Source organism: Rhodococcus yananensis (assembly GCF_020515525.1).
GTDB lineage: Bacteria > Actinomycetota > Actinomycetes > Mycobacteriales > Mycobacteriaceae > Rhodococcus > Rhodococcus yananensis.
Window position 1 is genome coordinate 1 of sequence record NZ_JAIYEP010000022.1, and the last position, 24,423, is coordinate 24,423.

Sequence of the window (24,423 nt, forward strand, 5' to 3'; positions counted from 1 at the left end):
ACCAGAAGTGCGCACGGGTGGGGGGGACGAGCGATCACCGGCGTTGCACCCGATGCTGACTCGCGCGGCGCTGTGCGCGGTTGCCGATGCCGCTGCTCTGTTCGGCCTCGAACCGGCCGTACGCATCGACGATGTCGGAGACCAACCGATGCCGGACGACGTCGCTGCTGTCGAGGCGCGCGAAGTGGATGTCGTCGATGTCGCCGAGGATCTCGGTGGCCGCGGCCAGGCCCGAGCGGGCACCACCGGGCAGATCGATCTGCGTGATGTCGCCGGTGACGACCATCTTCGATCCGAACCCGAGGCGGGTCAGGAACATCTTCATCTGCTCGGCCGTGGTGTTCTGGGCTTCGTCGAGAATGATGAACGCATCGTTGAGGCTCCTACCCCGCATGTACGCCAGGGGCGCGACCTCGATCACCCCGGCCTGGATGAGCTTCGGGATGGCTTCGGGGTCCATCATGTCGTGCAGCGCGTCGTGCAGGGGGCGCAGGTAGGGGTCGATCTTCTCGTGCAACGTGCCGGGCAGGAAGCCGAGCCGTTCGCCCGCCTCGACGGCCGGTCGGGTCAGGATGATGCGGGTGACCTGCTTGGTCTGCAGGGCCTGCACCGCCTTCGCCATCGCAAGGTAGGTCTTGCCGGTGCCGGCCGGTCCGACACCGAACACGATGGTGTTGGTGTCGATCGCGTCGACGTAGCGCTTCTGGTTGAGCGTCTTGGGCCGGATCGTCTTACCGCGACGGGACAGGATGTCGAGGCTCAGGACGTCCGCCGGCGACTCCGACAGTCCCTGGGTCAGCATCCCGACCGTGCGGCGCACCGCGTCGGGGGTCAACGGCTGGCCACGACGCACGAGGGTGACGAGTTCGCCGATCACTCGTTCGGCGAGAGCGACGTCGGCGGGGCTGCCGCTCAGCGTCACCGAGTTGCCGCGCACGTGGATGTCGGCTGCCAGAAGACCTTCGAGTGCGATGAGGTTCTCGTCGGCCGCGCCGAGCAGTGGAGCCGCCGTCTCGGGCGGGAGTTCCAGGCTCGAACGGACCGGAGTCGGGTCTACGTCGGGGTCGCGGGGACGGTCTGGTTCGCTCACGTGGACGGAACGGCCTGCTTTCGGTTCATCGACGGCACGACGGTCGTCGTGTCCCGACCAGTCTAGCGCTGCACCGTCACGGACTCGCCCGCATCACGTGGGTCAGCGACCGACCGCTCGTCGTCGAGCCAGCGGTGGGCCGCATCGAGTACCCGCCGGGCACGTCCGGCATCGACTCCCGCGAGAACGAGGACCGCGAGCGCGATGACTTCGCCCGCATCGTCGACGAACCCCAGGTTCACCTGTTCGAAGGTGGCCATCGTCAGCCCCTCCATCATGGCGACGAGCACGACGGTCGGTAGATGATCGGGCAGGACCCCGGACGCACGACCGCGCTCGATCGTGTCGAACATCCGGTTGCGGACCGGCGCGACGAGGTCGCTGATGCGTTCGTCCCCGACCTCCTTGCGCGCGAACGAGAGCAGCATCCGGTAGCGGTCACCGACCGGACTCATCCGGAGCACCCCCACGGCCAGGGCCAGCTCGACATCGTCGGGTTCGGGATGGTCCAGGGAGTCGGCGAGGGCGACACCGGCGTCCTCCGCGATGCCCTCGACGAGGGCCTCCCGGTTGGGGAAGTGCGCGTACACGGTGCGGCGCACGACACCTGCCGCCTTCGCCACGTCGTCCATGCTCGCATCGGGGTCGGCGGCGAAACACCGCATCGCGGCGTCGAGGATGCGGGAACGGTTGATGTTCGCGCGGTTGCGGGACTGCCGCTGCGGCTCCGACACGCTGAGGGACCTCTTTCGGACGATTCGGGGTACTCCCACCAGTTTAGTTGCACACGACTGTGCAAAGCCTTAAGTTGCACAGTGATGTGCAACTCCGCTCACGACCCGGGGGAACGATGACCACCACCGAGAACTCCGCCGCCCAGCTCCGCCCCGAGGATCCGTACTCCCGCCGCTGGGCGGGCCTGGCGGTCCTGTGCCTGAGTCTGCTGATCGTCGTCATGGCCAACACGGCGCTGATCGTCGCGGCACCGAGCATGCTGCGCGAGCTCTCCCTCACCAGCACCGATCTGCAATGGATCATCGACGGATACACCGTCCCGTACGCAGCGCTGATGCTCCTGTGCGGTGTCCTCGGCGACCGGTTCGGCAGACGCCGCGCACTGCTCGCGGGCCTCGGTGTCTTCGCGGCCGGCGCCGTGTACGGGAGCCTGGCCGACAGTGCCGTCGAGGTGATCGCGGCGCGCATCGTCATGGGTGTCGGCGCCGCCGTCATCATGCCCGCGACGCTGTCGCTGCTCGTCGCGATGTTCCCCGCCCATGAACGGGCCCGGGCCATCGCCGCATGGGCCGCCACGTCCGGCCTGGCGATCGCTCTCGGGCCGTTGCTGGCCGGATGGCTCCTCGAATCCCACGCGTGGGGCTCGACCTTTCTGATCAACGTGCCCATCGCCGCATTCGCGGCCGTCACCGCACTCGTCCTCGTTCCCGCGTCGAAGGCCGAGCACGTGACCCGCACGGACTGGCTGGGCGGCCTGCTGTCGGTGATCGCCGTCGGCGGCCTCGTGTTCGCCATCATCGACGGCTTCCACTTCGGCTGGGGCATCACCGCTCTCGGGTCCCTGGCCGCGGCGGTCGCTGCGAGTGTCGGGTTCGTGGTGTGGGAGCTCCGGCACCCGGCTCCGCTGCTGAACCTGCGCCGGGTCACCGACCGGACCGTCGGCGGTGCCTGCATCGCCGTCATGCTGCTGTTCTTCGCCGCGTTCGGCGTCATCTACTTCGTCGCGCAACAGTTCCAGTTCGTGCTCGGATACGGCCCGCTCGAGACAGGGGTGCGGCTGCTGCCCCTGGCGGTCGCGGTATCGGCGGGTGCCGCAGTGAGCAGCCGGCTCGCCCCGAGGATCGGTTCGCGTACGGTGATCGCCGGGGGCATGACGATCGCGGCCACCGGCGTGCTCGCACTCGTCGCACTGTCGTCCGTACCCGGTTACCCGCTCGTGCTCGCGTCGCTGCTCCTGCTCGGTCTGGGCATCGGTCTCGCCACCCCGCCCGCGACCGACCTGATCATGGCGAGCTTCTCCGAGAGCGAACTCGGCGCCGCCGGCGGCCTCAACGACACCGCCGTCGAGCTCGGTGGATCCCTCGGTATCGCGCTACTCGGTTCCGTTCTCGCCACGACCTACAGCGATCGGATCGCCGGGTTCCTCGCCGACCTCCCGTCGACGAACCTGACCGGCACCATGGCCGCGCAGGCGGAGCAGGCCGTCGAGGCCGCCCGCGACTCGGTGGGCGGCGCCGCGATCGTCGCGGACGAACTCGCGAAGAACCCGTTCGCCGAGTCCTACGCGCAACCCCTGCTCGACGAAGCCGCGACGGCGTTCGCCGCCGCCATCGCCGACGCGAGCCTCGTCGGTGGAATCGGGTTGGCCGCCGGTGCGGTGCTCGTCGCGGTGCTGCTGCCCGGCCGCGCCCACACACGGTAACCGCGTCGAATGGCGATTGCCGCGGGAAATTCCGCGCAGCTACCACCATTCTGCGTTGCTACGACCGAACCGATCCGATACCCGCGTCACCGTCGCGGTTCAGCAGCAGATCGATCGAGATCGCCCAGGCGCGCGTGGACGCGTCGAGGAAAGCGAAGTGGTCCTCGCCCTCGACGAGGTGCAGCGACACCGGATCACCTGCCGCTCGGGCCGCATCGGTGTAGCGCTGCGCCACCTTGACCGGCACCTGGACGTCCTCCGTTCCGTGCACGACCGCGACCGGCACCCCGATCGGCAACCGGTGCTGCGGAGACGCCGACCGGTACAGCTCCGGATCGGCATCGAACCGCCGGCCGAACAGGTCCTCGATGTAGTCGATGCGTCGGCCACGTTCCGCCGCCGACGCGAGGTCGAGCGCACCCGCCTGGGACACGGTCAACTCGGGCCGGATCTTCGTGTCCTGCCCGGCCAACCACACCGCGAGCTGGCCACCTGCGGAATGCCCGACCACCCGGACCCGGTCGAGGTCGACGTCGACGCCCGCGGACCGGGCGTGCGGCGCCACGACCGTGCCGAGCGCCTCGAGCGCGGCGACGACATCCGCGGACATCTCCGGCCAGCGACCACCAGCACCGATCCGGCGATACTCGATGTTCCAGGCGGCGACGCCGCGTCGCGCCAGTTCGGCAGCGAGCGCCGTCCCCAGGTTGAGGTGGTAGCGGCCGCTCCAGAACCCGCCGTGGACGACCATGACGACCGGTACGGGGCCGGTGGTGTCGGGCAGGTACAGGTGCCCGAACTGTTCGGGCTCCGGTCCGTAGGTCAGGCGAGTGCGCGGCATACCGCAAACGCTAGTGGAGGGGTCGCTGCGTCCAGCGGTCGGTCAGCACACCGACCGCGCCGAGCGCGACGGCCGCCGCCGTGGAGGTGCGCAGCACCGTCGGTCCCAGCGACACCGCGGTCGCGCCCACCGCGACGAGGCCGTCGACCTCGTCGTCGTCGAGGCCGCCCTCCGGTCCGACGACGAGCACCAGTTCGGAGGCATCGGCGAGCGGCAGCGACGCGAACGGGACGGTCGCGGATTCGTGCAGCACCGCGACGACACCACCGGCCGCGACGACACCGTGCACGAACGCGAGTGTGTCGGCGGTGCGGTGCAGTGGCTCCACGACGGGTACGTGGGCGCGGCGGGACTGCTTCGCCGCAGCGGTCGCGACGGCCCGCCATCGGGCGACACCCTTGTCCGCCTTCGAGTCCCACCGTGCGACGCACCGCGACGACTGCCACGGCACGAACCGGTCGGCACCGGCCTCGGTGGCCAGTTCGACGGCGAGCTCGGACCGGTCGGACTTCGGCAGGGCCTGCACGATCGTCACTCGCGGGCGCGCCGGTTCCACGGTTCGCCGCGCGAGGACCGCAGCGTCGAGGCGGTCCTTCGCGACGGCGACGACCTCGACATCGGCGATCCCGCCGCGACCGTCGGCGAACACCAGCCGCTCCCCCACCGCGATGCGACGCACCGTCGCGGCGTGCCGCCCCTCCTTGCCGTCGAGGACGGCGATCGCGCCGGCCTCGGGCAGCGGATCGAGATAGAACAGTGTCGCGACCACGCCGGTCCGCCTAGCGGGCGCTGAACGCGTCGCGCAGACGCGAGAACAGCCCGGAGGAGTTCTGTGACCCGTTGGTCACGACCTCGACGCGTTCACGGTCGTTGCTGCGACGGTAGTCCTCGAGCAGCTTGGTCTGCTTGTGGTCGAGCCGGCTGGGGACGACGACCTCGAGGTGCGCGTGCAGGTCGCCCCGCGCCGACGAACGCAGTTTCGGCATGCCGTGTCCGCGCAGCACCGCGACCGAACCCGGCTGGGTGCCGGAATCCACGGTCACCTCGACCGCACCGTCGAGGATCGTCTCGAGGGTGACGCTGGTGCCGAGCGCGGCGTCGACCATGGGGACACGGATGGTGCAGTGCAGGTCGTCGCCGTCGCGCACGAAGACGTCGTGCTGCTGCTCGATCACCTCGACGTACAGGTCGCCGGCGGGACCGCCGCCGGGTCCGACCTCACCCTGACCGGCGAGCCGGATGCGCATGCCGTTCCCGACACCGGCGGGAACCTTGACGGTGATCTCGCGCCGGGCGCGGACACGGCCGTCGCCACCGCACTTGCGGCACGGATCGGGAATGGTCTCGCCGGCGCCGCGGCAGGTGGGGCACGGCCGGGACGTCATGACCTGGCCGAGGAAGGAGCGCTGCACGGACTGGACCTCACCGGCACCGCCGCAGGTGGCGCACCGTACGGGCTTCGAGTCGCCGTGGGTGCCGGAACCGGTGCACGCGTCGCAGAGGATCGCGGTGTCGACGGTGACGGACTTGGTGATGCCCGTGGCGCACTCGTCGAGGGTCAGGCGGGTGCGCAGCAGCGAATCCGCGCCCGGCTGCACGCGGCCCCGGGGGCCGCGGCCGCCGCCGGCGGAGCCGCCGAAGAACGCTTCGAAGACGTCGCCGAGCCCGCCGAAGCCCGCTCCGGTGAAGCCACCGGCGCCCGCGGATCCGGCCGACGCGAGGGGGTCGCCGCCCATGTCGACGATGCGGCGCTTCTCGGGGTCCGACAGCACCTCGTAGGCCGCGGAGATCTCCTGGAATCGCACCTGCGCCGACTCGTCGGGGTTGACGTCGGGGTGGTGTTCGCGCGCCAACTTGCGGTACGCCCGCTTGATCTCCTGGTCGGTCGCGTCCTTGGACACGCCGAGCGTCCCGTAGTAGTCCCGTGCCACGTTAGGTTCTCGTCCTTACTTCTCTACACAGATGTACTTCGCTACACGTGTGCGGAGGTACTCAGCGACCGCCGAGCACCTCACCGATATATCTCGCAACGGTCGCCACCGCTGCGATCGTTCCCGGATAGTCCATCCGGGTGGGTCCGAGCACGCCGAGTCCACCGAAGACGGTGCCCGCGGTGCCGTATCCGGTCGAGACCACGGACGTGCTGCGCATCTCCTCGACCTGGGTCTCCTCCCCGATGCGGACCGTGACCCGCCCCGCATCGTGGCCGGCGGCGAGGAGCTTGAGGACCACGACCTGCTCCTCGAGGGCTTCGAGGACCTGCCGCAACGAACCGGACATGCCCGCTGTCTCGAAGTCCGCGGCGTTGCGGGTCAGGTTGGCCGTGCCACCGAGGACGAGGCGCTCCTCGGGATGCTCGACGAGCGACTCCACCAGCACCGTGGTGCACCGGATCACCGCGTCACGCAGGTCCTCCGGTGCGTCCTCCGCGAGTTCCGACACCGCGATCGACGCGGCCGCGAGCCGCTTTCCGCTCAAGGCGCTGCCCAGAAGGTCCCTCAGTCGCGCGAGAGCGTCCTCGTCGAGTACGTCACCGAGTTCGACGATGCGTTGGTCGACGCGGCCCGAGTCGGTGATGAGCACCAGCAACAGACGCGCCGGTGTCAGAGCGACCACCTCGATGTGCCGCACCGACGATGCGGACAGGATCGGATACTGCACCACCGCGACCTGGCGGGTGAGTTGCGCCAGCAGCCGGACGCCGCGGCGCAGGACGTCGTCGAGATCGACCCCCGACTCGAGGAACTGGAGGATGGCCCGACGCTCCGCCGCCGACAGCGGCTTGACGTCGGCGATCCGGTCGACGAACTGACGGTACCCCTTGTCGGTGGGGACACGGCCGGAGCTCGTGTGCGTCTGGGTGATGTACCCCTCCGCTTCGAGGACCGCCATGTCGTTGCGCACCGTCGCGCTGGACACCCCCAGGTTGTGTCGATCGACGAGCGTCTTCGAGCCGATCGGTTCCTTGGTGGACACGTAGTCCGCCACGATCGCACGCAGTACCTGGAATCTCCGTTCCTCGGTGCTCGACAACCCGCCCACCTCCGTTTCCGCCACGCGCACCAAAGGCGCGGTCGCCCCGTGGGTGCGGTCCAACCACGCTCCGTACCCGACCAGTCTAGTCGTGTCCCCGATACACCCCCCTCCGTGGCACCGACGGTCCCTTCGTCTCGCCCCTCCTCCCGCGCGCCCGTAGGCTGACAGCATGATCTTCAAGGGTGTCCGGGACGGCAAACCGTATCCCGATCACGGCCTGTCGCTCCGCGACTGGTCGAGGATCCCGCCACGTCAGATCAGGCTCGACGAGATCGTCACCACCACCAAGGTTCTCGAACTGGATCGTCTGCTGTCCGAGGACTCGACGTTCTACGGCGACCTGTTCCCCCACGCCGTCCAGTGGCAGGGCGTGCTGTACCTCGAGGACGGATTGCACCGCGCCGTGCAGTCCGCGCTGCGCAACCGACCGGTCCTGCACGCCCGTGTCTTCGACTACGACGTGCTGGCACCGACCGCCGAAGCCTCCGTGCCGGACGGGCCCGGCGCCCGGCAACCCGATTCGACCGAGACCGATTTCCTGCGCTGAGTCACCGGCCGTCGACACGCTCCCTCGTCGCCTCAGGCGGCCTCCGAGGCGAGGAGGATGTCGCGCACCACGGCGTCGGCGAGCAACCGGCCGCGGCCGGTGAGCACGAGCCGTTCGTCGTCTATGACGGCGAGGCCGTCCGCCACCGCCCTCGCCGCGGCCTGTCGTTCCGCCGCGCCGAGCACTTCGAGGGGGAGTCCGGTACGCAACCGGACGGTGAGCATCACACGTTCGGTGTGGATGTCGCCCGAACTCAGGGTTTCGCTGTCGGCGACCGGCAGGGCAGCGTCGGCGAGCATCGTCGCGTACCGCGCCGGGTGCTTGACGTTCCACCATCGGACGCCACCGACGTGACTGTGGGCACCCGGTCCGGCACCCCACCAGTCACCGCCGTCCCAGTAGCCGAGATTGTGTCGGCACCGCGCGTCGGGATCGTCGGCCCGGGCCCAGTTCGACACCTCGTACCACGTGAGTCCGGCGGCTTCGAGTCGCGCATCGATCCGTTCGTAGCGAGCGGCCAACACGTCGTCGTCCGGGGCCGGGATCTCGCCGCGACGGACCCGGCGTGCGAGCGCGGTTCCGTCCTCGACGATCAACGCGTAGGCCGACACGTGATCGACCCCGGCCGCGAGCACGGCGTCGAGGGAGGCCTCCAGGTCCGTGTCCCGTTCCCCCGGTGTCCCGTAGATCAGATCGAGGTTGACGTGGTCGAATCCGGCGGTCCGGGCCTCACGTGCCGCCGCGACCGGACGACCCGGCGTATGGGTCCGGTCCAGCACCTTCAGCACGTGTTCGGCCGCGGACTGCATGCCGAGCGAGACACGGGTGTACCCGGCATCACGGATCCGGCCGAAGAAGTGCGGCGAGGTGGATTCCGGATTCGACTCGGTGGTGACCTCCGCGCCCGAGGCCAGCCCGAACGCGGCACGCACCGCGTCCAGCACCTCGGCGAGACCGTCCGCTCCGAGCAGTGACGGGGTTCCGCCCCCGACGAAGACCGTCTGCGCCGGGGGCGCGCCTCGTCCCTCGCGGTCGAGCAGCGCGGCTCCGGCGTCGAGTTCCCGTTTCAGTGCGTCGAGCCACGACCGCGGGGACGCCGCCGTGCCGAGTTCTCCCGCCGTGTAGGTGTTGAAATCGCAGTAGCCGCACCGTGATGCGCAGAACGGTACGTGCACGTACACGCCGAACGGTCGGGTGCCGACGCCGACGAGCGCGGTATCCGGTAACGCCAGGACACCGCCGGCTTCGTTCCCACTCACGTCGTCCAGTGTTCCAGACCGGGGAACCGTCACCCCGGGCCGTGCCTTCGACAAGCCTCACGCCGCGCCTACCTCGACATTTCCCCCGTTTCGAGTGGAAATAGGACCCGGGATTGGTCCCCGGCCCCGATGACGTGGCACAATGGTCGCCATGACCGGACTCGGAGTGCGACTCGTGGCGCGACGCCACGTCGACTTCAAGCGTGTCTGCGCGTCCTGCTGTCTGCCCTGCGCCGCCTGTTCCTGCCCCGACTGTCGTTAGTCGGATCAGCCCCGGCAACTACCCCGATCCCGCCGGGTCGAGGCGTGCGCGCGTGAGGTTCAGCCCCCTCTGCGCACCGTCGGCCCGGATCATCGCGAAATCCAGGAGACCTGCGAATGTCGTCGACCACCGACGTCTCTCCCCCCGCCGCGACGGACGCTCCCGCCCGGCGTCGCCCTGCCCGACCGGCCAAGCGCCGCGCCGAAGGCCAGTGGGCTCTCGGTTACCGGGAACCACTCAACGGCAACGAGCAGACCAAGAAGGACGACAATCCGCTCAACGTCCGCCGGCGCATCATCGACACGTACCAGCACGTCGGTTTCGCCAACATCGACAAGTCGGATCTGCGGAGCCGGTTCCGGTGGATGGGTCTGTACACCCAGCGCGCCGAGGGTTACGACGGCACGTGGACCGGCGACGACAACGCCGATCTGCTCGAGGCCCCGTACTTCATGATGCGGGTACGCACCGACGGCGGGAAGTTGAACACCGCGCAGGTGCGGGCCATCGCGAGCGTGTCGAAGGACTTCGCGCGTGATACCGCCGACATCACCGACCGCCAGAACATCCAGTTCCACTGGGTCGAGATCGAGAACGTGCCGGAGATCTGGCGTCGACTCGAGGAGGTCGGCCTGCAGACCACCGAGGCGTGCGGCGACTGCCCTCGCGGCATGCTCGGTTCCCCGCTCGCCGGGCTCTCGCCGAACGAGGTGATCGACGCGTCTCCGGCGCTCGCGGAGATCAAGCGCCGGTACATCGGCAATCCCGAGTACTCGAACCTGCCGCGCAAGTTCAAGACCGCGATCTCGGGCCAGCCCGATGTCGTGCACGAGATCAACGACGTCTCGTTCGTCGGGGTGAACCACCCCGAGCACGGGCCCGGGTTCGACCTGTGGGTCGGTGGCGGTCTGTCCACCAACCCGATGCTCGCGCAGCGCACCGGCGCGTGGATCCCGATCGAGGACGTCCCGGACGTGTGGGAGGGCGTGGTCGCGATCTTCCGTGACTACGGCTATCGCCGGCTCCGGTCGAAGGCCCGCCTGAAGTTCCTCATCAAGGATTGGGGCATCGAGAAGTTCCGCGAGGTCCTCGAGACGGAATACCTGAAGCGGCCGCTCATCGACGGGCCGGCACCCGAGAAGCCGATCCATCCGATCGACCACGTCGGGCTCACCCGGCAGACGAACGGGCTCAACGCCATCGGCTTCTCCGCGGTCTCCGGTCGGGTGTCGGGCACGATCCTCGACACCATCGCCGACGCGATGGAGGAGGCCGGCACCGACTCGCTGCGACTGACCCCGTACCAGAAACTGATCGTCGTGGACGTTCCCGACGACAAGGTCGCGGGGGTGGACAGCGCCCTCGAAGCGGTCGGGTTGAGTTCGCGTCCGTCCCGCTGGCGGCGCAACCTCATCGCGTGCACAGGTCTCGAATACTGCAAACTGTCGTTCACCGAGACCCGCAGCCGCTCCCAGAATCTCGTGCCGGAGCTGGAGGCGCGACTCGCCGAACTGAACTCCGAACTCGACGTGCCGATCACCATCAACTTCAACGGGTGCCCCAACTCGTGCGCCCGCATCCAGGTCGCCGACATCGGGTTCAAGGGCATGCTCGTCGACGACGGTGACGGCAAGCAGATCGAGGGCTTCCAGGTGCATCTCGGCGGCAGCCTCGGATTCGACATCGGGTTCGGGCGCAAACTGCGACAGCACCGCATCCTCGCCCACGAGGCCACCGACTACATCGAGCGGCTCGTGCGCAACTTCATCAAGAACCGCAACGCCGGCGAACGTTTCGCCGAGTGGGTGGTTCGGGCAGACGAGGCGGACCTGCGATGAGCATCGACAGCCGGACCACCGAGGACCTTCGGAAGCTCGCCGCGCAGGGGGCGGCAAGTCTCGACGGCGCCTCCACGGACGAGTTGCTGCGGTGGACCGAGGAAACCTTCGGGGACTCGTACATCGTGGCCTCGAACATGCAGGACGGGGTGCTCGTGCACCTGGCCGCCCAGGTGCATCCGGGCGTCGACGTCCTGTTCCTCGACACGGGGTACCACTTCGCCGAGACCCTCGGTACCCGTGACGCCGTCGAGCAGGTGTACGGCGTCAACGTGATCAACGCGCAGGCGAAGCAGTCCGTCACCGAGCAGGAGGCCCTGCTCGGCAAGGACCTGTTCGCCCGCGACCCCAACGAGTGCTGCCGGCTCCGGAAGGTGGTGCCGTTGAAGGAGACCCTGAGCGGTTACCGCGCATGGGTCACCGGCATCCGGCGGGTCGAGGCACCCACCCGTGCCAACGCCCCGCTCATCTCGTTCGACGACGCGTTCGGGCTCGTGAAGATCAATCCGATCGCGGCGTGGTCCGACGAGGACATGCAGAACTACATCGACGAGCACGGGATTCTCGTCAATCCGCTCGTCGACGAGGGATACCCCTCGATCGGGTGCGCGCCGTGCACCGTCAAACCACTTCCCGGGGCCGACCCGCGCAGCGGGCGCTGGGCCGGCCGAGCCAAGACCGAATGCGGGTTGCACTCCTCATGACAGTTACCGAATCGAACCTCACCGACAGCCGGGTCCAGTTGGACGGCAACAAATTCGACACCCTCGACGCACTCGAATCGGAAGCGATCCACATCTTCCGTGAGGTCGCGGGCGAGTTCGAACGACCCGTGATCCTGTTCTCCGGCGGCAAGGACTCCACCGTCCTGCTGCACCTCGCCGTCAAGGCGTTCTGGCCGGCGCCGCTGCCGTTCTCGTTGCTGCACGTCGACACCGGCCACAACCTGCCGGAGGTGCTGGCGTTCCGCGACCACGTCGTGCAGAAGTACAACCTGCGCCTCCACGTCGCAAGCGTCGAGGAGTACATCGCCGACGGACGCCTCACCGAGCGCCCCGACGGCATCCGCAACCCGCTGCAGACCGTTCCCCTGCTCGACGCGATCACCTCGAACCGATTCGACGCCGTCTTCGGAGGTGCCCGCCGCGACGAGGAACGCGCCCGCGCCAAGGAGCGCATCTTCTCGCTGCGCAACGCGTTCGGACAGTGGGACCCCAAGCGTCAGCGTCCCGAGTTGTGGAACCTCTACAACGGCCGGCACGCCCCGGGTGAGCACGTGCGGGTGTTCCCGCTGAGCAATTTCACCGAGCTCGACATCTGGCGTTACATCGCCCGTGAGAACGTCGAACTCGCGAGCATCTACTACGCGCACGAGCGTCCCGTCTACCGCCGCGACGGCATGTGGATGACCCCGGGCGTGTGGGGTGGGCCCGCGGACGGCGAGGAACTCGAGACCCGGTGGGTGCGCTACCGCACCGTCGGCGACGGTTCCACCACCGGTGCGGTCCTGTCCGAGGCCGCCACCAACGAGGAGATCCTCGCCGAGGTCGCCGCATCGCGTCTCACCGAGCGCGGCGCCACCCGAGGCGACGACCGTGTTTCCGAAGCGGCCATGGAAGACCGCAAGCGAGAGGGCTACTTCTGATGAGCGATCTTCTTCGCCTGGCTACCGCCGGGAGCGTCGACGACGGCAAGTCCACCCTGGTGGGACGGTTGCTGTACGACACCAAATCCGTCCTGGCCGACCAGATCGACGCCGTCACCCGCGCGTCGGTCGACCGGGGCCTCGACACCCCCGACCTGTCGCTGCTCGTCGACGGCCTGCGCGCCGAACGCGAACAGGGCATCACCATCGACGTCGCCTACCGATACTTCGCGACCCCGAAGCGCAGCTTCGTGCTCGCCGACACCCCCGGCCACGTCCAGTACACCCGCAACACGGTCTCCGGTGCGTCCACCGCGCAGCTCGTGGTGCTGCTCGTCGACGCGCGCAAGGGCGTGATCTCGCAGACCCGCAAGCACGCGGCGGTGCTGGCGATGCTGGGCGTGCCCAAGCTCGTGCTGGCCGTCAACAAGATCGACCTCGTCGAGGACGCGGCCGCGGTGTTCGCCGACATCTCCCGCGAGTTCACCTCCCTGACCACCTCGCTCGGCTGGGCACCCGAGGACGTGCAGGAGATCCCGGTGTCGGCGCTGCACGGCGACAACGTCGCGACCCGCTCGGAGAACACCCCGTTCTACGACGGTCCGACGCTGATCGAATACCTCGAGTCCGTTCCGGTGGACGCCGATGTGCACGGTCGTCACGAGGTGGGCCTGCGGTTCGCGGTCCAGTACGTCATCCGGCCCCGCACCGCGGAGTTCCCGGATTACCGGGGCTACGCCGGACAGATCGGTGCCGGTTCGGTCCGGCCCGGCGACGAGATCGTCGTGCTCCCGTCCGGGGTGCGGACCACCGTCGAACGCATCGACACCGCCGACGGCGAACTCGACGTCGCGCACGCCGGACGATCCGTGACGCTGATCCTCACCGACGATGTCGACGTCTCCCGCGGGGACGTCCTCGCCTCCCCCGTCGACGCACCCGAACCGATCGGCGAGTTCGAGGCCACCGTCTGCTGGTTGGCCGAGAAGCCGCTGCGCCCCGGCGCGCGTCTGCTCCTCAAGCACGGCACCCGCACCACGCAGGCCATCGTCGGCGCCCTCGACGAACGATTCGACGAGCAGACCCTCACCTCCGAGGACAGCCCGGAATCGTTGGAACTCAACGAGATCGCGCGGATCTCGGTGCGGGTCGCCGAGCCGATCGCGGCAGACGACTACACCGTCAACCGTCGCACGGGCAGCTTCCTGCTCATCGACCCCGCGAACGGCAACACGCTGGCGGCGGGTCTGGTCGGCAACGCCCTCGCCGCGGTCGAACGCGGGGACAGCGTCCCCGCGTGATCCCGCTCGTCGCCGTCGCGCACGGCAGCCGCGACCCGCGTTCCGCACGGGCCGTCGCTGCCGCGCTCGCGGCGCTCCGGGCGCGTCACCCCGATCTGGACGTACGGCTGGCCTTCCTGGACCTGAACACGCCGTCGGTGTCGCAGGTTCTCGATGCGGTCGCCGCGGACGGTCATCGACGGGCCGTGGTGGTACCGCTGTTGCTCGGAAGCGCATTCCACGCGCGGGTCGACCTCCCCGCCCTGATCGCCGAATCCCGAGTCCGCAACGCCCACCTCGACGTGGTCGTCTCCGACATCCTCGGTGACGACCCACTGCTCGTCACCGCCTGCCGCGACGGCATCGTCTCGACGGGTGTGCCCGTCGACGACCCGGACGTGGGCGTCGCACTGTGCGCCGTCGGGTCACGTCGACCCGGAGCGGATGCGGCGACGCGCGGCGTGGCGCCGCGGGTGACGGCAGGTACGGCATGGCGTCGCCCCGCGGTGTGTTTCGCCACCGCGTCGCAGCCGTCGGTGACCGTCGCGCTCGAGGAACTCGTCCGCGCCGGTGCGCGCCGGCTCGTGCTCGCGCCGTGGATGCTGGCGCCGGGGTTGCTGTGGGATCGCGTCTGTGCCGCCGCGGAGTCGGTTGCCGACGTGGTGATCGCGCCGCACCTCGCCGACGATGAGGCCGTCGGCGAGGTCGTCCTCGCCCGCTACACGACCGCCCTCGAGCGGATGGGGCTGCTGCGCGCCGCGTGATGCGCATCGCACGGCCCGGCGTGGCGTTGCGCGAGTTCTCCTCCGGTTCACGTTCGTTCGCTACACACTGTACGAACGGGTCCGTACACCGCCGAGGAGAGATCGTGCAGAACGAACTGCGCCAGTACATCGACCGTCTCCGTATCGAGGGGTTCTCGGTGCGCGACGATCACGGCGAGGATCCGGATCTGATCGACATCCACGGCCGGGCGGTCGACACCTGGCGCGAGAACTATCCGTACACGAAGCGGATGGACCGCGCCATGTACGAGGTCGAGAAGTACCTGCTCCAGATCGAACTGCTCAAGTTCCAGGCGTGGGCGCGCGACAACGGTTCCAGGCACATCATCGTGTTCGAGGGTCGCGACGCGGCGGGCAAGGGCGGCACGATCAAGCGGTTCCAGGAGTACATCAACGTCCGGCACGCCCGGGTGGTGGCGCTGAACAAGCCGTCCGAACGCGAAGCGGGCCAGTGGTACATGCAGCGCTACATCCGACACTTCCCCACCGCCGGTGAACTCGTGATGTTCGATCGGTCCTGGTACAACCGGGCGGGTGTCGAACGGGTGATGGGTTTCTGCACCGACGACGAGTACGAACTGTTCATGGACCAGGTCCCGTCGGTCGAGAAGCTGATCGTCGACGCCGGTATCAGCCTCACCAAGTTCTGGTTCTCCGTCACACAGAACGAGCAGCGGACACGGTTCGCGATCAGGCAACTCGACCCGGTGCGCCGCTGGAAACTGTCGGAGATGGATCTCGAGTCCCTCGACAAGTGGGACAGGTACACCGAGGCCAAGGAGGAGATGTTCCGACGCACCGACAGCGATCATGCGCCGTGGACCACCATCAAGTCCAACGACAAGAAGCGCGCCCGGATCAACGCGATGCGCTTCTTCCTCGACCGGTTCGACTACGACGGCAAGGACCGGCAGGTGGTGTTCCCCGCCGACACCAGAATCGTGCAGCGCGGTAAGGACGCCGTCGGCGACTGAGCAGCGGTACACCCCGACGGCGCATCCGCTGACAAGACCGCGTGGTCTGGCACACACTGGTGGTGAGACCAAGGAGACCACCATGAGCACAGCATCGATCAAGCGTGGGATCGTCGCGGGGATCGACGGCTCCGACAGTGCGCTGGGTGCCGCACAGTGGGCGGCATCCATCGCGCATCTGCTGCACGAACCCCTGTACCTCACCCACATCGTCCCGGACGGTGCCGTCGACGCCGACAGCGATGCGGCGCTCACGACAGCGGCCGACGCCGTACACGCCGCGCGTCCGGACGTCGCCGTCGAACGCACGGTCGGATCGGGTCGCGCAGCGGACGCTCTGATGCAGAGATCGGAGAGCGCCCGCGTCCTCGTGCTCGGGCACACCACGACGACCGAGTGGGAGTCGATGATCACGCGCTCGAATGTCGTGCACACCGCCAACCACGCCCCGTGTCCGGTCGCGACCTGGCGCGGTGAACCCGCCCCGGCAGCGGTCGACGACCGACCGGTGGTCGTCGGTGTCGACGGAACCGACCTCAGCTCGAAGGCGGTCGAGCACGCATTCGAGTTCGCAGACCTGGCGGGGGCGCCGCTCGTGGCGGTGCACACGTGGAAGGAACACTCCACGCTCACCTACGGCGAGGCGTCGCGGTTCTCGGACTGGAGTGCCTTCCGTGAGCACCGCACCGCGATGCTCGCGGAGAACCTCGCCGGTCTGTCCGAGCAGTATCCCGACGTCGAGGTCACCTACAGCGTCGAACGGGGCAAGCCCGATGTCGTGCTGCTCGAGCAGTCCGCGAATGCGCAACTGGTGGTCGTCGGCAGTCACGGACGCGGCGCGCTCGCATCGGCCGTGGTCGGGTCGACCAGTCAGGGGCTGATCCACCATGCGAAATGCCCGGTGCTGATCTGCCGGAACTGACCTGCCCGTACTCGCTCAGACATCCGCGGGCACGCTCGCCTCCGCGGTGTCCGCCGTGGTTGCGCCCGCGGCGATGTGCGCGTAGACGGTCTCTCCCACAGCAAGGTCCAACGCCTGCCCTTCACCTCGGGTGATCTGGGCGAAGAAGGGTTCTCCCGTGTCGGTGTCCCGCAGCTCCACCCGAACCTCGAACCCCAGGCGCACCACCCGCAGCACAGTCGCGCGCACGACACCCGGCCCGTCCGGGCCCACGACGTGCGCGAGTTCCGGGTCGCGGGCGAGCAGGATGTCGTGGGGGCGAACCAGCCGCCCGCCCAACTCGGAAACTGCACCCAGGAAGGACATGACGAACCGGTTCGCGGGCCGGTCGTAGAGGTCGTCGGGGCTTCCCACCTGTTCGATACGTCCTCGGTTGAGCACCGCGATCCGGTCCGCGACGTCGAGCGCTTCCTCCTGGTCGTGGGTCACCAGCACCGTCGTCACATGCACGTCGTCGTGCAACCTGCGCAGCCACGCCCGCAGATCGGCGCGGACCTTCGCGTCGAGCGCACCGAACGGTTCGTCGAGCAGCAGCACCTGCGGATCCACCGCCAGTGCCCGGGCCAGCGCCATCCGCTGACGTTGACCGCCCGACAACTGAGCCGGGTAGCGTTGCTGGAACCCGGCGAGACCGACGACCTCGAGAAGCTCGTCGACCTTCGCGTCGATCTCCTTCTTCGGGCGCTTGCGGATGCTCAGGCCGAATGCCACGTTCTCGCGCACCGTCATGTGCTTGAACGCCGCATAGTGCTGGAATACGAATCCGATTCCGCGTTTCTGCGGGGCCACCCCGGTCACATCCCGGCCCGCGATGACAATGGTGCCGTCGTCGAGGTCCTCGAGACCGGCGATCGATCGCAGCAGCGTGGACTTTCCCGACCCCGACGGGCCGAGCAGCGCCGTGAGCGATCCGGACGGAATGTCGAGGGACACGTCGTCGAGTGCGACGAAATCGCCGTAGTTCTTGCGTGCCCCGGTCACAGTGATCATGATGTGGTGCTCCTCTTGCGGTCGAGCAGAGTCATCAGCAGCAGAACCACGACGGCGATGCCCATGAGAAGTGTCGCAGCGCAGTACGCGCCGAATGCGTTGTGGTCGTCGATGTAGCGGGCGTGCACCAGCAGCGTCAACGTCTGGGACACGCCGGGAAACTCGGACGAGACCATGATGACGGCGCCGAACTCGCCGAGTGCACGGGCGACGGTGAGTACGACACCGTAGGTCAGGCCCCAGCGGATCGTCGGCAAGGTGATACGCCGGAAGGTCTGCCACCGGCCCGCACCGAGTGTCGCGGCGGCCTGTTCCTGTTCCTCCCCGATCTCGTGCAGCACGGGTTCGACCTCGCGGACCACGAAGGGCAATGTCACGAAGATCGTGGCGAGAACCATGCCCGGAAGCCCGAATATCACTTTCACACCGGTCGATTCGATTCCGCCGAACCAGCCGTTGACCCCCCACAGCATGATCAGTGCGACACCGACGACGATCGGGGACACCGCGAACGGCAGATCGACGACGGCCTGCAGCAGGCCACGTCCACGGAAACGTCCGCGTGCCAATGCAAGTGCCACGACAATTCCGAAGACGACGTTGACGGGTACGACGATCGCCACGATGAGCAGCGACAGGTTCAGCGCGGAGATCGCGGCGGGCGTGCTGATCGACTCCACGAATGCCACGATTCCGTGTTCGAAACTGCGGTACAGGATCACGCCGATCGGGACGAGCAGCAGCACCGTCAGGTAGCCGAGCGCAACGGCACGCAGCGAGATCCGGGCTGGTCGGGAGAGTTTCACGCGTCGACCTCCTCACGTGCGCGGCCCCGATGCGCGATCACCCGGAGCGCAAGCAGCACCGCGAACGCGATGAGCAACAACACCACCGAGACGGCGGCGGCATTGACGGGCCGGTCGATCTCGATCTGCTGCTGGATGTACTGCGATGCCACCTGGGTGTGCCCGGGAATGTTCCCGCCGATCAACACGATCGAGCCGTACTCGCCGATCGCTCGGGAGAACGCGAGACCCACACCGCTGAGGATCGCGGGGCCGAGAGCCGGGAGCACGACCTTCCGGAAGATCGTGAAGTTTCCGGCCCCGAGGGATGCCGCGGCTTCTTCCACTTCGCGGTCCGTCTCGAGCAGCACGGGCTGCACGGACCGCACGACGAACGGGAGGGTCACGAAAGCGAGGGCGACGACGAGGCCGGGCCGGGTGGCGTTCAGGTGCACACCGAGGGGGCTCTGCGGCCCGTAGAGAGCGAGGAGCACGATGCTCGCCACGATGGTGGGCAGGGCGAACGGCAGATCGATCAGCGCGTTGACGACCCGTTTCCCGGGGAAGTCGTCGCGCACGAGCACCCAGGCGATGAGGGTACCCATCACCGCGTTGATCAGCGCGACGACGATCGAGACGATCACGGTGATGCGCAGCGTCGCCAGCGCTCCGGGGGCGGTGACGGCAGTGACGAATCCGGCGATCCCGTCCGCGAAGGCGTGGGTGGTCAACGCCGCCAGTGGTAGCAGGACCACGATGCTCAACCACAGTGTGGCTACACCGATTCCGAGGGGCCCGACCGCACCGGTGACGGTACGGACGGCGCGACGGCGACGGGGTGGTTTCGCGGCGGCCGCCTCGGTGCCCGGACCGACGGTGGTGGCGGTGGAACTCACGGCGCGGCGCTACTTCGTCGCGTTGTCGTAGATCACGGCGATCGAGCCTGATCCGTCGGCGAACAGTTCTTCGTCGACCGTGCTCCAGCCACCCAGATCGTCGATGGTCCACAGCTTCTCGGGCGTGGGGAACTCGTCCGCGAACTCGGCGGCGACCGCGGGGTCGACGGGCCGGAATCCGGCCAGCGCCCACAGTCGCTGGGCCTGTTCGGTGTAGAGGAAGTCGTTGAAGTCCTGCGCCGCCTCGATGTTCGGTGCGTTCTTCACCACCGCCGCGGGATTCTCGATCTTGAATGTGACCGGCGGGGTGACGTGCTCGACGGGATCGCCGTTACGTTCGGCGAACAACGCCTCGTTCTCGTAGCTGAGCAGCACGTCACCGGTGCCCTGCAGGAACGTCTCGGTGGCCTCACGGCCGGACTTGGGCTGCACTTTCACGTGTTCTTCGACCAGCGCGGTCACGTAGTCGAGCCCCGCCTGGGGGTCGGCACCGCCGTTGCTCTTCGCCGCGTAGGGAGCGAGCAGATTCCATTTGGCCGACCCGGAACTGAACGGGTTGGGTGTGACGACCTCGACATCCTCACGCAACAGGTCGTCCCAGTCCCGGATGTTCTTCGGATTGCCTTCGCGGACTACGATGGTGACGACCGATCCGAACGGAATCCCTTCGTAGGCACCGCTGTTCCAGTCTTCATCGACGAGGCCGGCATCGACGAGCCGGGTGATGTCCGGTTCGACGGAGAAGTTCACGAAGTCTGCCTCCGCGCCGTCGCGCACCTTGCGGGATTGATCGCCCGACGCACCGTAGGACTGCTGGAAGTCGATACCCTCCCCCGCCTCCGTCTCCTTGAACGCAGGAATCACCCGGTCGAATCCGACTTTCGGTACCGCATAGGCGTACAAGTTGACGGTGCCGGTGATCTCGGATCCTGTGCCGCCCGCTCCGACGGTGTCGCTGGAACCACCGGAGCACGCGGCCGTCGCGGTGACGGCGGCGAGGACGGCGGCGGCGGCGAGAGCACGGCGGGCTCGCGAGCGCGGATGCGCAGAACGGTGATGATGCATGGGGGTTCACTCCTGTGTGGGCTGTCCGGTCACGGCGACCGGAACGGAGAATTCCGAGGGAGAGGATCGACGTCGCCGACCACGTGCGTAGCCCGATGCGGCACCTCGCCCCGCCACGATACGACCGGTACCGGTTCCGTCGACAACGGACACCACCGGGAAATGATCACTGCGGCGCACGGGAATTCGCATCCGGTCACCGAAGCGGACGACTCCGCGCACCTCGGGACGGGTGGATCAACAGCGACAACAGTCGACGTCGGCCACCGACGGCATGCCCACAGCGATCAGCGCCAACTGGTGGCGCACGCTCGGGACGGCGGTAGCGGACATGCGCGGAACTGTAGCAGAGGTGTCCGCAACACCGAAACGCACGGAGACGAAGAAAGGTCAGCGGGTGAGCAACCACGCCACGACGACGAGCACGAGCAGCGCGATCAGCGCAAGGGTCACGCGGGAGCGTGGCATATCAGCAATCCTCCGTCGTCCGTGCCGGTGGTTCGGATTCGCCGCGGCCGATCACCGTGAACACCGTGGCGATCACGCGGTCCAGCAACCAGGCCACCGCACCGCACAGGGGCACCATCACCGCGAATACCAACGCGGCCTGCGGTACGAACGACAGCCCGGCGAGCCACAGCTCGAAACCGTCCCACCATGCCGCGACCCGATCCACGACGTCCACCCTATCCGTCCGCGCGTTCGGGCCGCGCCACCCCCTCCCGGCAGTGATCATGGAGTGATGGCCCCCACATCGCGACTGCACGTGACCGCGCAGCACCGCACCGCGTTCCCGCCCATCGACGACTACGCCTTCCTGTCCGACTGCCACACGTCCTGCCTGGTCGGCCCGGACGGCTCCGTCGAATGGATGTGTGTGCCCCGCCCCGACTCCCCCAGCGTGTTCGGGGCGCTGCTGGATCGCAGCGCCGGGCATTTCCGGATCGGCCCGCACGACCGGACGGTGCCGGCGGCACGTCGCTATCTACCGGGCGGAATCGTGCTGGAGACGACGTGGCAGACCGACACCGGCTGGATCGTGGTGCGCGACGCCCTGGTCATGGGGCCCTGGTACGACGTGCACGCGCGGCCGGGAACTCAGCGGCGCACCCCCTCCGACTGGGAGGCCGAGCACATGCTGTTACGCACCGTGCGCTGCGTCAACGGCACAGTTGAACTGGACATGAGCTGCGAACCCGCCTTCGATTACCACCGCGAGAGCACCCGCTGGGAGTACACCGGGCAGGTGTACGAGGAGGCGACCGCGGTGTGCTCGGCAGCCTCCGAGGACCATCCGCGGCTGAGGCTCACCTCGGACCTGCGGCTCGGGTTGGAGGGACGCGAAGCACGGGCACGCACCCGCATGCGTCAGGGGGACTCGGTGTTCGTGGCACTGTCCTGGGGCGAACAGGAACCTCCCCGCACATTCGCCGACGCTGCGGCGAAGATGGTCACCACCCAGGATTTCTGGCGGGAATGGATCACCACCGGCCGCTTCCCCGACCATCGCTGGCGCAGTTATCTCGAACGCAGCGCCCTGACCCTCAAGGGCCTCACCTACGCACCCACCGGCGCACTGCTGGCCGCGCCGACCACCTCACTGCCGGAGACGCCGCGAGGCGAGCGGAACTGGGACTACCGGTACGCGTGGGTCCGCGACTCGACCTTCGCGCTCTGGGGCCTGTACACGCTGGGTCTCGACCGCGAGGCCGACGACTTCTTCTCGTTCGTCCTGGACGTGTCGGAGACCGCCGACGGCTCCACCCACCCCCTGCAGGTGATGTACGGGGTGGGCGGCGAACGTGTCCTCACCGAGAGCACCCTCGACCACCTGTCCGGATACGACGACGCCCGTCCCGTCCGCGTCGGCAACGACGCGTACCGGCAGCGGCAACACGACGTCTGGGGTGCGCTGCTCGATTCGGTGTACCTACACGTCAAGTCGCGGCAGCAGATCCCCGAATCCCTGTGGCCGGTGTTGCGGAACCAGGTGGAGGAGGCCGTCGAGCACTGGAGCGAACCGGACCGCGGCATCTGGGAGGTGCGTGGCGAACCGCAGCACTTCACGTCGTCGAAGGTGATGTGCTGGGTGGCTCTCGACCGCGGTGCTCGTCTCGCGGAGATGCACAGTCAGCCGGACTACGCCCAGCGGTGGGCGGCGACCGCCCAGGAGATCAAGGACGATGTGCTGGCGCACGGCGTGGACGAGCGCGGTGTGTTCACCCAGCGCTACGGGGATCCGGCGTTGGACGCCTCGAATCTGCTGATCGTCCTCATGCGGTTCCTACCACCGGACGATCCGCGGGTCCGGGCCACCGTCCTCGCGATCGCCGACGAACTGACCCACGACGGCCTCGTCCTGCGGTACCGGATCGAGGAGACCGACGACGGCCTGTCGGGCTCCGAGGGTGCCTTCACGATCTGCTCGTTCTGGCTGGTGTCGGCCCTCGTCGAGATCGGCGAGGTCGAACGCGCCGCGACGTTGTGCCGCAGGTTGCTCGACTATGCCAGCCCGCTCAAGCTCTACGCCGAGGAGATCGATCCGACGACCGGGCAGCATCTCGGCAACTTCCCGCAGGCGTTCACGCATCTCGCGCAGATCAACGCGGTGGTGCACGTGATCCGCGCGGAGCAGCACCTCGGGTCGGGAGAGTTCCGTCCCGCACATCTGCGGCACTGAGCGCCGCTCATCTCGAGCACTGAGCGCGGCTCAGGCCGCGGCGACCGCTTCCAGCTGGGGACGGATCGCGTCGAGACCGTACAGCGCCGACGCCGCCGACGGGGTGTTGAATGCGACGACCGTCGGATAGTCGAGGACCGCGAGGGCACCACTTCGTACCGCGGGGAGCTGGTCGAATCCGGGCAGCGCCATCAGGTCCGCCTCGGTTCCGCCGTTGGGGAGGATGATGAGCAGGTCCGCGACGAGTGCGTCGACACGCTCGGGGCTGAGCGTCAGCCGGCCCATGCTGACCCCGGCCTCCTCGACCAGAGACGGCGGCAGCGTCATTCCGATCTGCTCGAAGACGGTGGCGGCGCCGTCCCCCGGGTCGGCCACGAGCACGAACTGCTGGGGTCCGAACAAGAACTGCGACAGCACCGCGGTCCTGCCGTCGAGGCCGGGCAGCGCGTACTCGTCGATCTCCGCGTTGCGGTCGGCGACGATCCGGTCCGCGTCGTCCTCGCGACCCAACAGGACACCGAGCGCGCGGATCTGATCGTCCCACGGGTCGACGGCGCCGGACAACGGTGCGACGGTCGGCGCGACCGCGGCGAGTGTGTCGTATGCCGACCGGTCGGTGATCTGCCAGTTCCCCAGGATCAGATCGGGTTCGAGTGCGGCGATCTCCTCCGTGGGTAGCGGTCCCTGCCCCGCCGCGATGTTGCCTGCGTCGAGCTCCACCGCGTCGGCCGAGACGGCCTGCTGCCACGGGTACAGACCGCGGTCGTCCCCCATCGTGCCGGCGCTGATGTACCCGACGGGTTGCACATCGAACTCGAGGAGCGCGTCGACCCACTGGCTGGACGTCGCGACGATTCGGTCCGGCGTCCCGTCGACCGTGGTCGTGCCGTAGAGATGGTCGACCGCCGCCACCGTCGCCGGCGCGGTACCGCCGGTGTCGCCGTCGTCGGTCGCGCAACCGGTGATCGCCGAACCGACGAGCACCGCCGCGCACAACGACAGGATCCGAACGCGCATGAACTGCCTCCCTCATCGAGTGAGGCAGACCTTAC

Annotated in this window: 24 protein-coding genes; 10 read left to right on the top strand and 14 right to left on the bottom strand. The window is 68.4% G+C overall.

The features are described 5' to 3' along the window. Window positions 1-34: 34 nt before the first annotated feature. Both LDQ05_RS07570 and LDQ05_RS07575 read right to left on the bottom strand, forming a co-directional pair. Window positions 35-1,090, bottom strand: coding sequence for a PhoH family protein (locus LDQ05_RS07570; protein WP_226436287.1), 1,056 nt, complete (start codon window positions 1,088-1,090; stop codon window positions 35-37). 62 nt (window positions 1,091-1,152) lie between these two features. Continuing rightward, on the bottom strand, window positions 1,153-1,824 hold the full coding sequence (locus tag LDQ05_RS07575; RefSeq protein WP_308013171.1) for a TetR/AcrR family transcriptional regulator: 672 nt from the start codon (window positions 1,822-1,824) through the stop codon (window positions 1,153-1,155). A gap of 116 nt (window positions 1,825-1,940) precedes the next feature. On the opposite strand from LDQ05_RS07575, the gene LDQ05_RS07580 reads away from it, so the two are divergent. Next, window positions 1,941-3,527 carry an MFS transporter gene (locus LDQ05_RS07580; protein WP_226436288.1) on the top strand — a complete coding sequence of 529 codons (1,587 nt, stop codon included), beginning with the start codon at window positions 1,941-1,943 and terminating at the stop codon, window positions 3,525-3,527. A gap of 58 nt (window positions 3,528-3,585) precedes the next feature. On the opposite strand, the gene LDQ05_RS07585 is transcribed toward LDQ05_RS07580, so the two are convergent. The 4 genes from LDQ05_RS07585 to hrcA all read right to left on the bottom strand — a co-directional run bounded on the left by LDQ05_RS07585 (window position 3,586) and on the right by hrcA (window position 7,401). Continuing rightward, window positions 3,586-4,368, bottom strand: a complete 783-nt coding sequence (locus LDQ05_RS07585) for an alpha/beta hydrolase family protein (RefSeq protein WP_226436289.1) — start codon at window positions 4,366-4,368, stop codon at window positions 3,586-3,588. A gap of 10 nt (window positions 4,369-4,378) precedes the next feature. Then, complete coding sequence (locus tag LDQ05_RS07590) at window positions 4,379-5,137, bottom strand: 16S rRNA (uracil(1498)-N(3))-methyltransferase (RefSeq protein WP_226436290.1); 759 nt, start codon at window positions 5,135-5,137, stop codon at window positions 4,379-4,381. Between the two features lie 10 nt (window positions 5,138-5,147). Next, window positions 5,148-6,299: a molecular chaperone DnaJ gene (gene dnaJ, locus LDQ05_RS07595; RefSeq protein ID WP_226436291.1), complete on the bottom strand. Its 1,152-nt coding sequence runs from the start codon at window positions 6,297-6,299 to the stop codon at window positions 5,148-5,150. A 61-nt stretch (window positions 6,300-6,360) separates the two neighbouring features. Then, window positions 6,361-7,401, bottom strand: coding sequence for a heat-inducible transcriptional repressor HrcA (gene hrcA, locus LDQ05_RS07600; protein ID WP_226436292.1), 1,041 nt, complete (start codon window positions 7,399-7,401; stop codon window positions 6,361-6,363). A gap of 172 nt (window positions 7,402-7,573) precedes the next feature. Between hrcA and LDQ05_RS07605 the strand changes: the two genes are divergently transcribed. Then, the gene (locus LDQ05_RS07605) at window positions 7,574-7,951 is read left to right on the top strand and encodes a type II toxin-antitoxin system VapB family antitoxin (protein WP_226436293.1); all 378 of its coding nucleotides are present in this window, start codon (window positions 7,574-7,576) and stop codon (window positions 7,949-7,951) included. A 32-nt stretch (window positions 7,952-7,983) separates the two neighbouring features. On the opposite strand, the gene hemW is transcribed toward LDQ05_RS07605, so the two are convergent. Next, window positions 7,984-9,210, bottom strand: a complete 1,227-nt coding sequence (gene hemW / locus LDQ05_RS07610; RefSeq protein ID WP_226436294.1) for a radical SAM family heme chaperone HemW — start codon at window positions 9,208-9,210, stop codon at window positions 7,984-7,986. A gap of 378 nt (window positions 9,211-9,588) precedes the next feature. On the opposite strand from hemW, the gene LDQ05_RS07615 reads away from it, so the two are divergent. The 7 genes from LDQ05_RS07615 to LDQ05_RS07645 all read left to right on the top strand — a co-directional run bounded on the left by LDQ05_RS07615 (window position 9,589) and on the right by LDQ05_RS07645 (window position 16,916). Beyond that, window positions 9,589-11,310: a nitrite/sulfite reductase gene (locus LDQ05_RS07615; protein WP_226436295.1), complete on the top strand. Its 1,722-nt coding sequence runs from the start codon at window positions 9,589-9,591 to the stop codon at window positions 11,308-11,310. Further along, window positions 11,307-12,014, top strand: a complete 708-nt coding sequence (locus tag LDQ05_RS07620) for a phosphoadenylyl-sulfate reductase (RefSeq protein ID WP_226436296.1) — start codon at window positions 11,307-11,309, stop codon at window positions 12,012-12,014. The genes LDQ05_RS07615 and LDQ05_RS07620 overlap by 4 nt, the downstream gene beginning before the upstream one ends. After that, the gene (gene cysD, locus LDQ05_RS07625; protein ID WP_226436297.1) at window positions 12,011-12,955 is read left to right on the top strand and encodes a sulfate adenylyltransferase subunit CysD; all 945 of its coding nucleotides are present in this window, start codon (window positions 12,011-12,013) and stop codon (window positions 12,953-12,955) included. Before LDQ05_RS07620 ends, cysD begins: the two co-directional genes overlap by 4 nt. Continuing rightward, window positions 12,955-14,256, top strand: a complete 1,302-nt coding sequence (locus LDQ05_RS07630) for a sulfate adenylyltransferase subunit 1 (RefSeq protein WP_226436298.1) — start codon at window positions 12,955-12,957, stop codon at window positions 14,254-14,256. Before cysD ends, LDQ05_RS07630 begins: the two co-directional genes overlap by 1 nt. Then, window positions 14,253-14,999: a sirohydrochlorin chelatase gene (locus tag LDQ05_RS07635; RefSeq protein WP_226436299.1), complete on the top strand. Its 747-nt coding sequence runs from the start codon at window positions 14,253-14,255 to the stop codon at window positions 14,997-14,999. Before LDQ05_RS07630 ends, LDQ05_RS07635 begins: the two co-directional genes overlap by 4 nt. A 104-nt stretch (window positions 15,000-15,103) precedes the next feature. Beyond that, a complete protein-coding gene (gene ppk2 / locus LDQ05_RS07640) occupies window positions 15,104-15,994 on the top strand; it encodes a polyphosphate kinase 2 (RefSeq protein WP_226436300.1) in 891 nt (296 codons plus the stop codon). An 82-nt stretch (window positions 15,995-16,076) separates the two neighbouring features. Continuing rightward, window positions 16,077-16,916 (top strand): universal stress protein, encoded by an 840-nt coding sequence (locus LDQ05_RS07645; RefSeq protein ID WP_226436301.1) that lies wholly within the window; start codon window positions 16,077-16,079, stop codon window positions 16,914-16,916. A 15-nt stretch (window positions 16,917-16,931) separates the two neighbouring features. On the opposite strand, the gene LDQ05_RS07650 is transcribed toward LDQ05_RS07645, so the two are convergent. The 6 genes from LDQ05_RS07650 to LDQ05_RS07670 all read right to left on the bottom strand — a co-directional run bounded on the left by LDQ05_RS07650 (window position 16,932) and on the right by LDQ05_RS07670 (window position 21,376). After that, window positions 16,932-17,945 carry a sulfate/molybdate ABC transporter ATP-binding protein gene (locus LDQ05_RS07650; protein WP_226436302.1) on the bottom strand — a complete coding sequence of 338 codons (1,014 nt, stop codon included), beginning with the start codon at window positions 17,943-17,945 and terminating at the stop codon, window positions 16,932-16,934. Next, window positions 17,942-18,751, bottom strand: a complete 810-nt coding sequence (cysW, locus tag LDQ05_RS07655) for a sulfate ABC transporter permease subunit CysW (protein WP_226436303.1) — start codon at window positions 18,749-18,751, stop codon at window positions 17,942-17,944. The genes LDQ05_RS07650 and cysW overlap by 4 nt, the downstream gene beginning before the upstream one ends. Continuing rightward, on the bottom strand, window positions 18,748-19,626 hold the full coding sequence (gene cysT / locus LDQ05_RS07660; RefSeq protein ID WP_372461052.1) for a sulfate ABC transporter permease subunit CysT: 879 nt from the start codon (window positions 19,624-19,626) through the stop codon (window positions 18,748-18,750). Before cysT ends, cysW begins: the two co-directional genes overlap by 4 nt. Window positions 19,627-19,635: 9 nt before the next feature. After that, window positions 19,636-20,691 carry a sulfate ABC transporter substrate-binding protein gene (locus LDQ05_RS07665; RefSeq protein ID WP_226436304.1) on the bottom strand — a complete coding sequence of 352 codons (1,056 nt, stop codon included), beginning with the start codon at window positions 20,689-20,691 and terminating at the stop codon, window positions 19,636-19,638. A gap of 237 nt (window positions 20,692-20,928) precedes the next feature. Next, complete coding sequence (locus LDQ05_RS19940) at window positions 20,929-21,024, bottom strand: Ms4533A family Cys-rich leader peptide (protein WP_353735286.1); 96 nt, start codon at window positions 21,022-21,024, stop codon at window positions 20,929-20,931. Window positions 21,025-21,160: 136 nt separating this feature from the next. Then, the gene (locus LDQ05_RS07670; protein WP_264184607.1) at window positions 21,161-21,376 is read right to left on the bottom strand and encodes a hypothetical protein; all 216 of its coding nucleotides are present in this window, start codon (window positions 21,374-21,376) and stop codon (window positions 21,161-21,163) included. A 57-nt stretch (window positions 21,377-21,433) separates the two neighbouring features. On the opposite strand from LDQ05_RS07670, the gene LDQ05_RS07675 reads away from it, so the two are divergent. After that, window positions 21,434-23,371: a glycoside hydrolase family 15 protein gene (locus LDQ05_RS07675; RefSeq protein ID WP_226436305.1), complete on the top strand. Its 1,938-nt coding sequence runs from the start codon at window positions 21,434-21,436 to the stop codon at window positions 23,369-23,371. Between the two features lie 30 nt (window positions 23,372-23,401). Here the strand turns inward: LDQ05_RS07675 and LDQ05_RS07680 are convergent, their stop codons facing one another. Then, window positions 23,402-24,388: an ABC transporter substrate-binding protein gene (locus LDQ05_RS07680; protein WP_226436306.1), complete on the bottom strand. Its 987-nt coding sequence runs from the start codon at window positions 24,386-24,388 to the stop codon at window positions 23,402-23,404. Window positions 24,389-24,423 lie beyond the last annotated feature (35 nt).

Coding starts and splice junctions, on each gene's coding strand:
- LDQ05_RS07665 (WP_226436304.1), bottom strand. CDS start 20,691: ATGCATCATCACCGTTCTGCGCATCCGCGCTCGCGAGCCCGCCGTGCT.
- LDQ05_RS07650 (WP_226436302.1), bottom strand. CDS start 17,945: ATGATCACTGTGACCGGGGCACGCAAGAACTACGGCGATTTCGTCGCA.
- LDQ05_RS07675 (WP_226436305.1), top strand. CDS start 21,434: ATGGCCCCCACATCGCGACTGCACGTGACCGCGCAGCACCGCACCGCG.
- LDQ05_RS07585 (WP_226436289.1), bottom strand. CDS start 4,368: ATGCCGCGCACTCGCCTGACCTACGGACCGGAGCCCGAACAGTTCGGG.
- LDQ05_RS07615 (WP_226436295.1), top strand. CDS start 9,589: ATGTCGTCGACCACCGACGTCTCTCCCCCCGCCGCGACGGACGCTCCC.
- cysD (WP_226436297.1), top strand. CDS start 12,011: ATGACAGTTACCGAATCGAACCTCACCGACAGCCGGGTCCAGTTGGAC.
- LDQ05_RS07630 (WP_226436298.1), top strand. CDS start 12,955: ATGAGCGATCTTCTTCGCCTGGCTACCGCCGGGAGCGTCGACGACGGC.
- LDQ05_RS07605 (WP_226436293.1), top strand. CDS start 7,574: ATGATCTTCAAGGGTGTCCGGGACGGCAAACCGTATCCCGATCACGGC.
- LDQ05_RS07680 (WP_226436306.1), bottom strand. CDS start 24,388: ATGCGCGTTCGGATCCTGTCGTTGTGCGCGGCGGTGCTCGTCGGTTCG.
- LDQ05_RS19940 (WP_353735286.1), bottom strand. CDS start 21,024: ATGTCCGCTACCGCCGTCCCGAGCGTGCGCCACCAGTTGGCGCTGATC.
- LDQ05_RS07645 (WP_226436301.1), top strand. CDS start 16,077: ATGAGCACAGCATCGATCAAGCGTGGGATCGTCGCGGGGATCGACGGC.
- LDQ05_RS07620 (WP_226436296.1), top strand. CDS start 11,307: ATGAGCATCGACAGCCGGACCACCGAGGACCTTCGGAAGCTCGCCGCG.
- LDQ05_RS07580 (WP_226436288.1), top strand. CDS start 1,941: ATGACCACCACCGAGAACTCCGCCGCCCAGCTCCGCCCCGAGGATCCG.